The following is a 15,191-nucleotide window of genomic DNA, read 5'->3' as shown; positions in this document are numbered from 1 at the left end:
TGATGGGCGTCCCCGTAATCAATACACCAATTGTCCGTTGGAGACCACTGTTTTTCCTTTTTTAATCACCGTATCCACATGGTTGATGCCAAAATGGTAGGGCAGGTAGGCAAGGTTGGGAGCGTTATAGATCACCAAATCCGCCTGTTTGCCCGGCTCCAGACTTCCGATGACATCCCCGCGTCCGATCGCATAAGCGGCGTTGATCGTCATGGCAGTGATCACTTCTTCCGGCGTCATTCTCAAGTTGAGACACCCGAGCGTCATCACAAGCTGCAGGGATTCCGTCGGGGAACTGCCGGGGTTGTAATCGGTAGACAGCGCGACTGGCACTCCCATTTCGATCATCTTACGGGCCCTTGCGTGCTTCTGCAAACGCAGGTTAAAAGAGGTAGCCGGCAGACAAACTGCAATCACGCCTCCCTGCCGCATTTGCTCAAATCCTTCATCTGTTGCTGCAAGCAGGTGTTCGGCGGAAATGCACTCCAGTTCACCCGCCAGCTCCGCTCCTCCCATCGGCTCAATCTCATCGGCGTGGATTTTGCAGCCGAATCCCATCTCTTTCGCAGCGGTCAGGATTCGTCGCGACTGCTCCACGGTAAAGACCCCGTGTTCACAGAACACGTCGCAGAACTCGGCCAGTCCCTGCCGTTTCACTTCCGGCAGCATTTCATGGATGACGAGATTCACGTAGTCGCCGGATCGCCCCTTGTAATCTTCCGGCACTGCATGGGCGCCCATAAACGTGGAAACCAGATCCGCCGGATGGGTCTCGTTCACTCTTTTGGCCACACGAAGCTGCTTGAGCTCGTCTTCCAGCGTCAATCCGTAACCGCTTTTTGCCTCAACGGTGGTGGCTCCATAAAGCAGCATGATGTCCAGACTTCTGCGGGCTTTCCGGTAAAGTTCCTCTTCGGTTGCCCTCCGGGTGGCCCGCACCGTACTCAGAATTCCGCCGCCCTGGGCCAAAATGTCCAGATAGGATACGCCCTGGAGTTTTAAAGCGAGTTCATGTTCGCGGGACCCGCCGTGGACCAGATGGGTATGCGGATCCACCAGCCCCGGCGTGACCAGGCGGCCTTGTGCATCCAGTTCTTCTGCAACATAGAGACCGGTAATCCGGTCGCGCACCTCTTTCTCCGGACCTGCTGCGACAATTTTTCCATCCGCAATGGCCACCGCTCCATTTTCCAAATGGGACACTTCCGACATCGCTTCTCCGGCACGGGGACCCGGATGACCCTGCATCGTCACCAGATTTCCGATATTGTAAACCAGCAAATCCACTTGCTGCACGTTCATGACTTCCACCCTTCCAAAAACCAAGCTGCCCGAAGCTCTCTTCGGGCACGCTTGGATTGTTGTTCTGACACATTCCGGTTAGATTCCGAGCATGGGAACGCGAATTCCATGTTTCTTGGCGGTTTCAATCGCCAACTCATACCCTGCATCCGCATGGCGGATCACACCCATCCCCGGGTCGCTGTTCAACACGCGGGACAGCCGTTCTTCCGCTTCCTTGCTGCCGTCCACAACGACCACCATGCCTGCGTGAAGCGAGTATCCCATTCCGACGCCGCCGCCATGGTGAACTGATACCCACGATGCGCCCGCCGACGTATTCACGAGCGCGTTGAGGATCGCCCAGTCTCCGACAACATCGCTGCCGTCCTTCATGGCTTCCGTTTCCCGATTCGGAGAAGCGACGGAACCGCAGTCAAGATGGTCGCGGCCAATCACTATCGGAGCGGAAAGTTCGCCTTTTCTCACCATATCGTTGATGGCCAGCCCCATTTTTACCCGTTCACCGTACCCCAACCAGCAAATCCGTGCCGGCAATCCTTGGAACGCCACCTTCTCGCGTGCCATGGTGATCCAGCGGCGGAGATGCTCGCTTTCCGGGAACAACCGGAGCACCAGTTCATCAGTCTTATAAATGTCTTCCGGATCGCCCGACAGCGCTGCCCAGCGGAATGGGCCTTTCCCTTCACAGAACAGCGGACGGATGTACGCCGGAACAAATCCGGGGAAGTTAAACGCGTCTTTGACGCCTTCATCCAATGCGACCTGGCGGATGTTGTTGCCGTAGTCAAATACGACGGCCCCAAAATTCTGCAGATTCAGCATGGCCTGTACATGGGCAGCCATCGACTGTTTCGACAGCCGCACATATTCTTTCGGATCTTTCTTCCGCAATTCGGCTGCCGCTTCCAGTGAGAATCCGGCCGGAACGTAGCCGTTCAGGGGGTCATGCGCCGAAGTCTGATCAGTCACAAAATCAGGAACAATCCCTCGTCTTACGAATTCCGGATAAATTTCCGCCGCGTTGCCGAGAAGTCCAATCGACAACGGTTTTTCTTGTTCTTGTGCTTCCCGTGCCAACATCAAGGCTTCATCCAGATCCCGCACCATCACGTCCAGATAACGGGTTTCAATACGGCGCTGAATCCGTTCCGGATCCACCTCGACACAGATGGCAACCCCATCATTCATTGTCACGGCAAGCGGCTGGGCGCCTCCCATGCCTCCCAGTCCCGCTGTCAGGGTCAAAGTGCCTTTTAGAGTGCCATGTGCATGCTGGCGGGCCGCCTCGGCAAATGTTTCAAACGTGCCCTGCAGAATCCCTTGCGTGCCGATGTAAATCCAGCTTCCCGCCGTCATCTGGCCGAACATCATCAAGCCTTTCTTATCCAGCTCATGGAACGTTTCCCAATTGGCGTAAGCAGGTACCAGAACCGAGTTGGAGATCAGGACCCTCGGCGCCAACGGATGCGTTTTGAAAATCCCGACCGGTTTGCCCGATTGGATCAGCAGGGATTCGTCCGCTTCCAAATGGGTCAGACACTCCACAATCTTGTCGAAGCAGTCCCAATTGCGCGCAGCTTTCCCGATTCCGCCGTATACCACAAGGTCTTCCGGCCGTTCCGCAACTTCCGGGTCAAGATTGTTCATTAACATCCGGAGAGCGGCTTCCTGCTGCCAACCTTTTGCTGTCAACTGAGTGCCGCGCGGTGCACGAATGGTACGATTGTTCACTATTGTCATCCTTATCTCTCCCATCCCAGATTCATTTCCTTTACTTTCCTCGTTTCATGTACCCTGCCAGGAATGTCAGAATCGTATACAATGCGGTTCGCACGGTAGCTCTGCGGGGATCCTGCACCGGATCCACACACACAATATCAAATCCTTTGACTTTCGGATTCTGCCCGAGGATGTGGACAGCCTCGAACAACTGCCAGGATGTCATTCCCGCCGGCACCATCGCCGGCACTCCCGGAGCGTAGGCTTGGTCCAGGACGTCCATGTCGACCGTCACATAGATGGCGTCCGTGCCGTTCCCAGCGACCGCCATGGCCTGTTCCACAATCGGCTCGATCCCTTCTCTTGCCACCTGCCGGGCAGTGAATTGGGTAATTCCTTGCGAAACCGCATATTCACGATACGGCTTGGAATTGGCAAAACTGTGAATCCCGATTTGCGCGATATGCTTCCCTTCGACCGTTCCCGATTCGAGCAGTCCCCGGATCGGGGTACCGTTGGAGGGCCCGCCGTCCTCAAGATTCCGCACATCCATATGGGAATCGATCTGGACAATGCCGACGGGTCCGGGATACCGTTTCTTGAACGCTTTCACCGACGGGCAGGTAACCGAATGATCGCCTCCCGCGATGATCGGAAACAGATTTGGCAGAGCCTGATACACATTGGTCAGTCCCTGTTCGATATTGGCGTGACATCTCTGCAGATCGGTAACATGCATCTGAATATCGCCCATATCGCGGGCGTTCAATTCCTGCAAATCCACATCATAGTCAATGCTGTACGTTGTCACATTCGGGAACAGCTCGCGCAATGCGTTCGGTGTCATGGAGGCGCCCGATACGCTGATCGAGGTCTTTGAGAGCGGTACGCCGATAAACCCGATTTCGACTTCGTCTTCCCCTTCCCAAGGCACGAGCCACTGGGCCACTTTCGTTTCATACCGGTCGCGCCAGTTTGACCGGCGCACCAGCTCGGGCGGGTTGAGCAAATGGATCTTTTTCAAACTATCACCCCTCAAAATACGGAATTAAGCGCCCAAGTAAGCTTTCTTGACAATGTCTTGCTTGCGCAGATTATCGGCCGTATCGTTGAAGCGAATCTCACCGTTCTCCAGGACATAGCAGCGGTCCGCAACCGATAAAGCCATGCTCGCATTCTGCTCCACCAACAGGATCGTCATGCCGCGTTCTTTGATTTCGCGTATCGTCTTGAAGATATCTTTCACCACAATCGGGGCAAGTCCCATCGACGGTTCATCGAGAATCAACAGCTTCGGATCGGCCATCAGCGCCCGTCCGATCGCCAGCATCTGCTGCTCTCCGCCGCTCATTGTCCCCGCCAGTTGATTCTTTCTTTCCGCCAATCGCGGGAACAAATGATAGACAAAATCCGTTTCCTGCTGCAGGATCGACTTTGAAATCTTGCGGGAGTAGGCGCCCATCAGGAGATTGTTCGCAACCGTCAGCTTCGGGAACACCCGTCTTCCCTCCGGCACCATGACAATTCCTTCTTTTACGATTTTATGGGTGGGCAGTCCGTTGATTTCTTTCCCGTTGTAGCGGATGGAACCGCGGGAAGGGATTACGCCGCAAATCGCGTTCAGGGTGGTGGTCTTTCCAGCGCCGTTTGATCCGATCAGGGATACAACTTCCCCTTTCCGGACATGCAGGGACAGGCCGCGTACCGCTTGAATGCCGCCATAGGATACGTCCAGTTTTTCTACCTCTAACATTCAGACCACCTCCGTCATCTCTTCTTTACCGATATAAGCCTCGATGACATCCGGATTCTCTACGATTTCCTGCGGCGTGCCGTCCGCAATTTTGATCCCGTGATCCAATACGGCCACGCGGTCGCACAAACCGACAACCATTGCCACATTATGTTCAATCAGAATCACGGTGGTTCCGTTTTTGCGAATCTGCCGGATCAGGGACGACATTTCCTGCACCTCTTCCGCGTTCATCCCCGCAGTCGGTTCATCGAGCAGCAGAAGCTTCGGTTTTGAAACAAGGGCCCGCGCAATTTCCACACGTCTTTGATTTCCGTAAGAAAGGCTGCCGGCAAGACTCCCCTCATATCCTTTCAGACCTACTGTCTCGAGAATGCGCAGGCTCTCCTCCTCTGTCAGTCTCTCTTCTTCCTTTGCCCTCTTCAGACCGAGAATGGAAGACCACAGACCCGATGAGGTCTTGCCAAACATGCCGACCTTCACATTCTCCAGAACGGTTTCTTCCTTCAACAACCTTATATTCTGAAACGTTCTCGATATTCCGCAGTTCGCAATCTGGAAAGGCTTCAGCCCGTGAATCGCCCTACCTTCAAACTCAATCGATCCTTCGTCCGGTACGTAAAGACCGGTCAAGATGTTAAAAAAGGTGGTTTTTCCTGCCCCGTTCGGTCCGATCAGCCCCAGGATCTCTCCCTGACGGACTTCCAGATTGACCCCGTCAACCGCCAGCAATCCGCCAAACTGTTTGGTGATACCCTGAACCTTAAGCAACGTGACCACCTTCCTTCGCCTTTGCTTTACGGAAAAAGCGGAACTGCGACCGTTTGATGCCAAAATTGCCGAACAATCCCTTTGGCTTGAAGCGCATGACCAGCACCATCAACAGTCCGTAAAGCATCATTTTGTAGATATCAAGGTACTTGGGATCAATCAGGTCAAATTCAAAGATCCGGAAAATTTCGGGCAGAAAATACAGCAGAGTGACGCCAAAAATCGTTCCCCGAATGCTTCCGAGCCCTCCCAGCACCACCATGCTGAGAACAGTCGCCGACACTGAAAATCCGAAGGACTCGGCGCTGATGAACGAAACTTTGTGAGCGAACAGGCTTCCTGCAAGACCTGCATACGCTCCCCCGATGGCAAATGCAAGAACCTTATAATAGGTCGTATGAATTCCCATAGCTTGCGCCATCGTCTCATCTTCACGAATGGTTCTCCATGCCCGGCCGATCCGCGAGCCGGTCATTTTCTTCAACGCGTAAATGGCGAGCAGCATCACGACTGTTGAGAGAATGAGATATCCGGCATTTTTCAACTCGATACCAAATATCGACGGTGCGGGAATCGAATCAATTCCGAAGGCGCCCCCGGTAATTGCAGCGTTTTTAAAAAACGACTGGACGATCAGTCCCAACCCCAATGTGGTAATTGCCAGAAAATCCTCGCGTACCCGGAGACTCGGCAATCCCAGCACCGCACTTACAACAAACGTGATTCCGATCGACACTATCATCGAGATCCAGGGATTCACGCCGTAGGTGACTGTCAGTATGGCTGACGAATACGCACCAATCCCGAAAAAGGCTGCATGCCCGAGAGAGACCTGACCCGCATAGCCTGTAATGAGATTTAAACCGAGGCCAAGCAATATATAGATGATCCAGAAAATCACGATATCGACGTAATAGGGATTCAAAATCGCATCCAATTGCAATCACCTACACTTTCTCAACGTTTTGGCCAAACAGTCCGGATGGTTTGACCAGGAGGATTGCAATCAATATCACAAACGCAATTGCGTCTTTATCGATAATCATCCCTGTCAGAAAACCGTCGCTCAACGATTCGATAATCCCGAGGATCAATCCGCCGACAACCGTTCCGGGAATCGAACCGAGTCCGCCAAGAACTACCACACAGAATGCTTTCAAGCCCGGAATGGAGCCCATGGTCGGAAACAGGGAGTTGAAATTCAAGGCTACCAGTACACCCGCCGCGGCGGCCAGCGCGGAACCGATCATAAAGGTTACGGACACCACCCGGTTCACGTTGACCCCCATCAGCGAAGCGGCACGCAGATCCTGCGCCGCCGCCTGTGTCGCAATCCCCATTTTCGTAAACTTCAGGAAGAAATAGAGGAATGCAAGCCCCAAAAGCCCTGCGGCTATGATGTACAACTTCACGTTTGTCAAACTGATCGATTCCGTCAACTGCATGATCGATACTTCAATTCCGGCCTCGGGAAATGCTTGCGGTTCCGAGGAAAACAGGATCTGGAACAGATTCTCGAGAAAAATCGCCACTCCAATCCCGCTGATTAACGTAGTGATCGGGTGGACTCCCCGCAGCGGACGGTAGGCGTATTTTTCAATCAACATCCCTGCACCGGCCGCCACAGCCATCGCGAAGAGCATGGCCACAAAAAAGTTCATTTTGAGATACAGGATGCCGACCATTGCCGCAAACGCACCGACCATGTAAATCACACCGTGTGCGAAATGCAGCAGTTTCAGGACACCGTATACCATCGTTAAACCGACGGCAATCAGCACGTACAGGAACCCCAGCGTCACACCGTTTACTAACTGTTGTGCAAGCACGTCTTGCATCACTCCTTTCCGGGAAAAGAGAGGTGAAAAAAAGGGACCTCCGGGGGTCCCCTTTCCCAGAACTCTTCAGATTGTCGGGTTTTATTGATAAACTTTCGATGTTACGTATTGGAACTTGCCATCCTTCACGTTCATGAACACGACCGGTTTGATGACCTCGTGATCTTTGCCGAACGTAATCTTGCCGGAAGTCCCTTCGAAATCTTTTGTTTCACTGATCGCCTTGGCCAGCTTTTCCTTGTCGGAACCCGCTTTTTTCAACGCTTCCAGAATCACCATCGCCGCGTCATAGCTTTGGGACGAAAGCATGTCCGGCTCCCCTTTGTATTTGGCGCTCCAGGCTTTCACGAATTTCTGCACGACTTCCCGCTGGTCGCTTGTATAGAAGGAAGTGGTGAAAATGGAGCCTTCGGTATTGCTTTTGCCAAGCTCCAGATATTTCGGGGAGTCAAATCCGTCCACTCCCAGCAATTGGGCGCTGATCCCCAATTCCTTAGCCTGTTTCACGATTGCGGAAGCTTCATTGTAGTATCCGACCACATACAAAGCATCCGGGTTGGCCGCTTTGACTGCGGTGAGGATGGAACTGAAATCTTTGTCCCCCATTTTGAACGGGCGATCAATGACAACTTTTGCGCCCATTTTTTCGACTTCCGCTTTAAATGCGCCATAGATGGATTTTCCATAGTCGATTTCCACATAGAGAACGGCGAAATTCTTTTTCTTCAATTGGTTCACCGCGTAGTCCGCCATCGCCTTCCCCTGAACCGGTCCCGTATATATGACACGGTTCACATAGTCGCCGCCCTTTGTCACATCGGGATGCACGGCGTAGGCCACGACCATCGGAATCTTGGCTTCCTGAACTTTCGGTGCAACGGTTTTTGACGGGCCGCTGTAAGCGCCTCCGACAAGTGCCACCACTTTGTCGCTGTTGATCAATTTTTGAACCGCTTTCAACGCCTCTTCCGGCTTGCCCTGATCATCCTCCGCCACCAATTCGACTTTCTTGCCGTTAATGCCGCCTGCCGCATTCACCTGTTCCACTGCCAGCAGCGCTGCGTCGCGGCTGTGGGTTCCGTCGGTTGCGGTGGGACCGGTCAAGGGTCCGTACCAGCCGATCTTGATGGTATCGGCTCCGTCTTTTGCATCCTTACCGGAATTCGTTTGCGTTGACTTGCCGCCCGCACACCCGGCAACGAGCAGCGAAACACTTAACAGACTCGATAGAATAAAAGAAAGCTTTTTCAATGTGAGACCCCCTGTCCATCCGTTTCGTCTAATCTTATAACTATTTAGAAAATTTCTTCTGCACCAAATTCTACAATGAATTCTGCCGATTTTAAGCGGATGAAGTTGCCCAGAATTAGCACAATTTTGCTTTCCGGTATTCGGTGGGAGTCGTGTTCATGTATTTTTTAAAGATACGGCTGAAATAGTTGGCGTCCTGAAATCCTACGTGCATTGCCACCTGCTGTACGGTGAAATCGGTCGTTTCCAGATAATACAAGGCTTTCTCCAGGCGGATTTTGTTGAGATAGTCCACAAAACTGCAGCGGGTTTCTTTCTTGAACAAGCGGCTGAAATAGTAAACGCTCAAACAACAATATTGTGCTACTTCACGCAGAGAGACGGCTCTGTCCAGGTTCTCTTTCATGTACCGGACCGCTTGTCCGATTAAAGGATGGCAGCTTGAAAGTTCCGGGTCTTCCACTTGTGTCGCCAAATGGTCCACGTAGTCGCAAACTTTTTTCTCAAACTTGTCATAGCGGATGGTACTGTATAACCCCTGAATGAATTTGGCGTTTTCCGAGAGAACGGTCGCAGCGTCAGCCCCCGATTCGATCACGATTCTTGTGATGCTCATGACCAGATCGACCACTTCCGACTTAAACATGTTCACATTGTACTTATGGACTTGGGCCAGTTTCTCCATCAGGTTTTTGAGCAGCGTCACAGTCCCCCCCTTATCGCCGATCCTCACCCGTGCCAGCAGTTCTATACGTTCCCGGGAAGAAAGCGGATGGTTCCGGGCGGTGTTTGTGCTCCTTTTCTTTTCATAATGAAAAATCAGGCGGTTTCCTTGGAAAAAGCGATCCACCATCGATTCTTTCGCTTCTTCATACGAATATTGCAGCAAATAGGGGTTGTCACAATACGTCCCGATGCCAATGGAAACCGACACACCCCGGGAAGAGGCGTGCCTTTGAATTTTGCGTGCAATGTTCCGGGTGACCGCTTCATAATTTTTCTCCAGCGGATGTTCCAGCGAGAGTTCCAAAAGAACCGCCAATACGCCCTCCTCTGCCCAAATCCGGAGGAACGGCTCTTTTATGGAGTCCTGCACGCTTTGCACGATTTGTCTTCCGATCAACATCCGCCATGCAAGCGGCTTCCCCAGCGCCAAATCCGGATACCGGTCGATCGACACCACCATTACCGTATTCGGGCGAACATGGATGCCGAATTTATGCTGCAAATCTTCAAAACCTGCCTCATGAACAACCGTCCCCGAGATTAAAAGGTGAGAAAAGGCGGTATTGTACGGTTCCTGGTCCATTTCCGATCCCTCGCTCCGTCAAGTTTTCCCTCCCTGGGAGACTAATTGATTCAACCATACACCATCCAATAACAGGTTCGCCACATGTTCAATATCCGGCGTGAGCGATCTGTCCTGCAAAAGAGGTTTTACCGTCTCCCGGACCAAGTCGTGCAATCTGCGGGTGGCAGGGGCCAAGAGATGGGGTCCGTGATGGTCGGCTGCTTCACAAGCGGCAATCAATTCGATTGCAAGCACCCGGGCCACATTCTCAATAACCTCTTTCGCGTGCCGTGCCGCATTGGTTCCCATGCTGACATGATCCTCCTGGTTGGCGGAAGACGGAATCGAATCCACACTGGAAGGGTGACACAACACTTTGTTTTCCGAAACCAGTGAAGCCGCCACATACTGCGGAATCATCATGCCGGATTCAAGTCCGGGACGCCGTGACAAAAACGGCGGCAGCCCGCCGGAAAGCTGGGAGTTGACCATTCTTTCCAGGCGCCGTTCCGAAATATTGGCCAGTTCGCTCAAGCCGATTTTCAAAAAGTCCATCGCAAACGCAACCGGCTGTCCGTGAAAATTCCCGCCCGAAATCACCTTGCCGTTCTCCAGAAAAATCAAAGGGTTGTCGGTTGCGGAATTGATCTCGATCGAAAGTTTGTCTTCCACGTAGGTTAAGACCTGTCTTACCGCACCATGCACCTGAGGGATGCAGCGAAGGGAATAAGCGTCTTGAACCCGCAGCTCCCCTTGTCGGGTCGTAAGCTTCGAACCCTGCAGAATCTCTCTCATATTGGCCGCTACAGCCGCTTGTTCAGGATAGGGGCGCACCTGTTGAATCCCTTGATCGAACGCGTCGGGGATTCCGCGAAGCACCTCCACTGTCATTGCGGCAATTAAGTCGGCGATGCGGACCAAACGTTCGGCCCTTGCATAAGTCAATGCTCCAATTCCGGTAATCGCTTGGGTACCGTTAATTAACGCCAACCCTTCTTTCGCTTTCAAACGGACCGGATACAATCCCGCTTTGGAAAGCGCCTGTTCCGCCGGCATTCTCATTCCCTGATAGTCGGCCTCCCCTTCCCCCATCAGAAGAAGCGCCAAATGGGAAAGCGGAGCCAAATCCCCGCTCGCTCCAAGCGACCCTTTCGCCGGAATCACCGGATGCACCCCGTGATTCAAGCAGTCCTCCAACAATCGAAGCGTGTCGGCCGAAATTCCGGAATACCCTTTGGCCAGTGCATTGGCGCGAAGCATCATGATGGCGCGCACCACGTCCTGCGACAGGGCCGGCCCCACCCCGCAGGCATGGCTGCGGATCAAATGGGTCTGCAGTTGTTCGACATCTTCCGGTGAAATCGATACGTCGGAAAACTTGCCAAACCCGGTCGTCACCCCATACACCGTCTCGTGATTGGCAACCATTTGCTCGACGCGATTGCGGCATCGCACCACCCGCTCCCAGGCTTCCTTAGAAATCGAAACTTTTTCCCCCTCCTGCGCAACCCTGATCACATCTTCCAATTTTAGTGTCAATCCGTCCAACGTTACCATAGCAGTTATCTACCCCTTTCCCGCTTTATCAAAATAAAAGGGGCTGCATGAAAGGTTCATCTTCCATGCAGCCCTTTTATTGTGGGCCTATGTTCAGTTGTCCTGCTACACCTGTTCATATGCCTCGCCACCTTATATACAATTATTGTATTTGTGAAACTTTCGTCCGTGAAGACTTTCTTCCTCCTTGCGCCCACTCAATTTCGCTGCGGACACGGGTCAATTCCTTCTCAACCTGCAGAATCTCTTCCAGCTTGGCGCCTTTGGCGACCGGTTTTGGTTCCACCTCAATAGACTTTGGCTTCCAACATTCGGTTACTGTCAGACATTCAGATTTTTCACATTTAATTCACAAAATGAATTAGTATGTAACAATTGATGAATATGACATATTATAATACAATCGAATTTAGTAAAGGTACCCCATATTGGGTGGAAAGGATATGATCTGTCGCATGAAAGCTAACGCTTATCCTGTGGAATTGCATGATATTTTACAAACGGAACGGGTGCATCATAACCTGTCCGTGCCCAAACTGGTGGAAGCGGCCCTGTCCCGGAACGAAGGGATTCTTGCCTCGTCAGGCGCTTTTCGGGCCACGACCGGCAAATACACCGGTCGGTCACCCAAAGACAAATTCATCGTCGACGAGCCCTCCATTCATCATAAGATTGCGTGGGGGCCGGTTAACCAGCCGATTTCCCCGGAACAGTTTGACCGCCTGTACCAACGGGCTTTGGAATACATGAAAGAGCGTGAATTGTTTGTATTCAACGGATTTGCCGGAGGGGACATTCGTTACCGTTTGCCAATTCGCGTAATCAACGAATATGCTTGGCACAATCTGTTCGTTCATCAATTGTTTGTCCGTCCCACCCCGGAAGAACTTGAGGAGCATCAGCCGAAATTCACGGTGATCGGACTGCCGGGGCTGAAGGCCGATCCGATTGCCGACGGGACCCATTCGGAGACCTTTATTGTTGTATCCTTTGAAAAACAGGTAGTTCTCATCGGCGGTACCGAATATGCGGGTGAGATGAAAAAATCGATTTTCAGCGTTCTTAATTGCATGCTTCCCGAACAGGGCGTCTTCCCGATGCATTGTTCCGCAAATGTCGGGGAGAAAGGAGATGTAGCCCTGTTCTTTGGATTGTCGGGCACCGGGAAAACCACTCTCTCCGCTGACCCCGACCGCCGGTTGATCGGGGATGACGAGCACGGTTGGTCTGACCGCGGGGTGTTTAATTTTGAAGGCGGTTGCTATGCAAAATGCATTGGCCTGTCCGAAGAGAAGGAACCGCAAATCTGGAACGCCATCCGCTTTGGTTCCGTGCTGGAGAATGTGATTCTCGACCGTGACACCCGTGTGGCCGATTATCACAATAACTCCCTGACCGAAAACACACGGGCGGCCTACCCGATTGATTACATCCCGGGCGCTGTCATACCCGGAATTGCAGGTCACCCCGAAGTGATTGTCTTCCTGACGGCAGATGCATTCGGAGTGCTGCCCCCGATCTCGAAGTTGACCCGGGAACAGGCGATGTACCATTTCCTGTCCGGCTATACTTCGAAACTGGCGGGAACCGAACGGGGCGTAACCGAACCGGAGGCAACGTTCTCCACCTGTTTTGGCGCACCGTTCCTGCCATTGCGACCATCTGTTTATGCCAATATGCTGGGGGACAAAATTGACGCCCACAACGCCCATGTGTATCTTGTAAATACTGGATGGTCGGGCGGTCCTTACGGCATTGGCAAACGCATGAACCTTTCTTACACACGGGCCATGGTAACCGCCGCCATCAACGGAAGCATTAAGCATGCAACCTTTACGGCCGATCCGGTCTTTGGCGTCCTGATTCCTGACCGCGTTCACGGAGTGCCGTCCGAAGTGCTCAATCCCCGCAACACATGGGCAGACAAAGCGGCTTATGATGAGAAAGCCCGTGAGCTGGCGGCCCGCTTCATCAAGAACTTCGAGAAGTTCCCGGACGTGGCGGACGAGATCCGGCAGGCCGGCCCCAAAATGATTTAGATTGTTGTATTAAAAGCACCCGATCTCCTTCTAACGGGTCCGGTTTTCGGGTGCAAAAATGAAAAATGACATGTAAAATGACGTGCTACTGACATACAGTTTTGGCACGTCATTTTCTATTGTTTTAACAGGGTCATTTAAAATCTCATTTAAAATGACACTGCTTTTGACAGGGGAATTGTTAGCTAATGGAGTTATGAAAATGATTTATGAAGAGTAAGTAAACTGCACCAATTGTTGTGTCAATTTTGTTGAAACCAAACAACAATTATGATGAATTATGACAAAATTGTGTGGTATTTTTTTGGCATAAATAATTAATTTTCACGAGCAACATCTTACATTTTTATAACCATTGTGGAGGCTAAAATGAATTTCTTAGAAGTGCTACGGTTACTTGAAAAAAAGATCCCCATGGATAGAAGTAATCGTGCCCATTGGCTCAGCTACCATACACATATGAGAAGTAGGACGGGGATGATACACCCGTTTATCAAAGTTTTATGTCAAATTCTCACGAATATTAATCAAACATACCCGGGCTATGCCACTATTATGGCGGAAAGAATAAGTAGTTACAAGGGAACACAGATTGACCAATTTGAACAATTGCTTCAACTGTTTGCTGAAGTATTGGTGCTAAACAGAGCCCTTGAAGTATCGGATATCATCGAAGGAAATAAATACTTGTTATCTGAACCAAGAGAAAGAGAAGGAGTTAAAAATCCCGAATTTCGCACTATAATAAACGGTATTCCTTGCGCTGGTGAAGTGAAGGCACCTTCTCTTCTGGAATTTCAGAAAGATCGCCCGAGCAGCTTCCAGTATACGACTCGTTGGCCGTTTACCATTGATGCGAAAGATCAGGGGACAAAAACACTTCTACCGTTAGACAACCGTATTAAAGATTTTTTAAAATCTTCTCAGAACAAATTCAAGGAATATGTCAAAAATAATGCATTTGTGAACGATTTTCGATTACTCTTTATCGTTTGGGATGATTTTATTTATGAACCCATAACTGCTTTACTACATTCTGCTTCGGGCCTTTTTACGCCTAACTCGTTCTACGTGGATAAGAATGGAGAACCCGTTAAGTTTCCTTTAGTTGATGGCGTAATTATTATTCGCCATCTTCAACAGTTTGTATTAGCACTTCAAGACCGTACCTTGGTCCACGGCTTGAGTCATCCTTTTCAACTCATTAATCCTCGTACTCCGTGTGCCTTCATTCAAAACCCTTTTGGGCGATCCGTACCACAAGTATTATTAAATACCTTTAATGCGGTTGACCCACGGAGCCTTCCAGCGTCGGAATATCAGATTACCGACTGGGTGGATTGGACAACCGGTATCAGTTACACTGGTTTAGATCAAATACCACAAGAACTTTATCCAAAAATATTCGAAACGATAAGAAGGGCGACAAACAGGGAAAAACGCCAACTATTGGAAGAAAAAGGGAAACGATTGTCGATTGAACGTGGAATACCTTATAGGAATTTAATAAAAGTGGGGAGAAACGATCCTTGTCCATGCGGGAGTGGGAAAAAGTATAAAAGATGCTGTCTTTAAACAACCAACTTGGTTCGAAGATGTCTTTTTCTCAGATTTTATGAGTACTACTCATTACCAATAATATCGCTGTTTGGAGCAGCTGGCTTGCA

The 15,191-nt window shown here is 51.1% G+C and carries 13 protein-coding genes; 2 read left to right on the top strand and 11 right to left on the bottom strand.

Translation table 11 applies throughout. The annotated features are described in order from the left end of the window. Positions 1 to 18: 18 nt before the first annotated feature. The 11 genes from hutI to EFBL_RS20230 all read right to left on the bottom strand — a co-directional run bounded on the left by hutI (position 19) and on the right by EFBL_RS20230 (position 11,771). A complete protein-coding gene (gene hutI / locus EFBL_RS03040; RefSeq protein ID WP_165912504.1) occupies positions 19 to 1,302 on the bottom strand; it encodes an imidazolonepropionase in 1,284 nt (427 codons plus the stop codon). A 78-nt stretch (positions 1,303 to 1,380) separates the two neighbouring features. Beyond that, complete coding sequence (gene hutU / locus EFBL_RS03035) at positions 1,381 to 3,045, bottom strand: urocanate hydratase (RefSeq protein ID WP_096180664.1); 1,665 nt, start codon at positions 3,043 to 3,045, stop codon at positions 1,381 to 1,383. A 31-nt stretch (positions 3,046 to 3,076) separates the two neighbouring features. After that, entirely contained in the window at positions 3,077 to 4,048 is a 972-nt protein-coding gene (locus EFBL_RS03030; protein WP_096180663.1) for an agmatinase family protein, read from the bottom strand. 24 nt (positions 4,049 to 4,072) lie between these two features. Continuing rightward, positions 4,073 to 4,777 (bottom strand): ABC transporter ATP-binding protein, encoded by a 705-nt coding sequence (locus EFBL_RS03025; protein WP_096180662.1) that lies wholly within the window; start codon positions 4,775 to 4,777, stop codon positions 4,073 to 4,075. Beyond that, positions 4,778 to 5,548 carry an ABC transporter ATP-binding protein gene (locus tag EFBL_RS03020; RefSeq protein WP_096180661.1) on the bottom strand — a complete coding sequence of 257 codons (771 nt, stop codon included), beginning with the start codon at positions 5,546 to 5,548 and terminating at the stop codon, positions 4,778 to 4,780. Then, a complete protein-coding gene (locus EFBL_RS03015) occupies positions 5,541 to 6,485 on the bottom strand; it encodes a branched-chain amino acid ABC transporter permease (protein WP_231705668.1) in 945 nt (314 codons plus the stop codon). Before EFBL_RS03015 ends, EFBL_RS03020 begins: the two co-directional genes overlap by 8 nt. 10 nt (positions 6,486 to 6,495) lie before the next feature. Then, complete coding sequence (locus EFBL_RS03010; RefSeq protein WP_231705667.1) at positions 6,496 to 7,386, bottom strand: branched-chain amino acid ABC transporter permease; 891 nt, start codon at positions 7,384 to 7,386, stop codon at positions 6,496 to 6,498. 81 nt (positions 7,387 to 7,467) lie between these two features. Next, positions 7,468 to 8,637, bottom strand: a complete 1,170-nt coding sequence (locus EFBL_RS03005; RefSeq protein WP_096180658.1) for an ABC transporter substrate-binding protein — start codon at positions 8,635 to 8,637, stop codon at positions 7,468 to 7,470. A 115-nt stretch (positions 8,638 to 8,752) separates the two neighbouring features. After that, positions 8,753 to 9,946: an AraC family transcriptional regulator gene (locus EFBL_RS03000; RefSeq protein ID WP_096180657.1), complete on the bottom strand. Its 1,194-nt coding sequence runs from the start codon at positions 9,944 to 9,946 to the stop codon at positions 8,753 to 8,755. Positions 9,947 to 9,964: 18 nt separating this feature from the next. Continuing rightward, complete coding sequence (hutH, locus tag EFBL_RS02995) at positions 9,965 to 11,485, bottom strand: histidine ammonia-lyase (protein ID WP_096180656.1); 1,521 nt, start codon at positions 11,483 to 11,485, stop codon at positions 9,965 to 9,967. Positions 11,486 to 11,627: 142 nt separating this feature from the next. Next, positions 11,628 to 11,771, bottom strand: a complete 144-nt coding sequence (locus tag EFBL_RS20230) for a DUF4349 domain-containing protein (RefSeq protein ID WP_131927682.1) — start codon at positions 11,769 to 11,771, stop codon at positions 11,628 to 11,630. A 169-nt stretch (positions 11,772 to 11,940) separates the two neighbouring features. Here EFBL_RS20230 and pckA point away from each other — a divergent pair, with 169 nt between their 5' ends. Further along, positions 11,941 to 13,524, top strand: a complete 1,584-nt coding sequence (gene pckA, locus EFBL_RS02990) for a phosphoenolpyruvate carboxykinase (ATP) (RefSeq protein ID WP_096180719.1) — start codon at positions 11,941 to 11,943, stop codon at positions 13,522 to 13,524. 369 nt (positions 13,525 to 13,893) lie between these two features. Then, on the top strand, positions 13,894 to 15,099 hold the full coding sequence (locus tag EFBL_RS21075) for a YecA family protein (RefSeq protein ID WP_231705666.1): 1,206 nt from the start codon (positions 13,894 to 13,896) through the stop codon (positions 15,097 to 15,099). Positions 15,100 to 15,191 lie beyond the last annotated feature (92 nt).

This window comes from Effusibacillus lacus (assembly GCF_002335525.1).
In the GTDB taxonomy this organism is placed as follows: Bacteria; Bacillota; Bacilli; order Tumebacillales; family Effusibacillaceae; genus Effusibacillus; species Effusibacillus lacus.
Note: the sequence above shows the minus strand (reverse complement) of the source record. Positions and strands in the feature narration are given on the sequence as shown.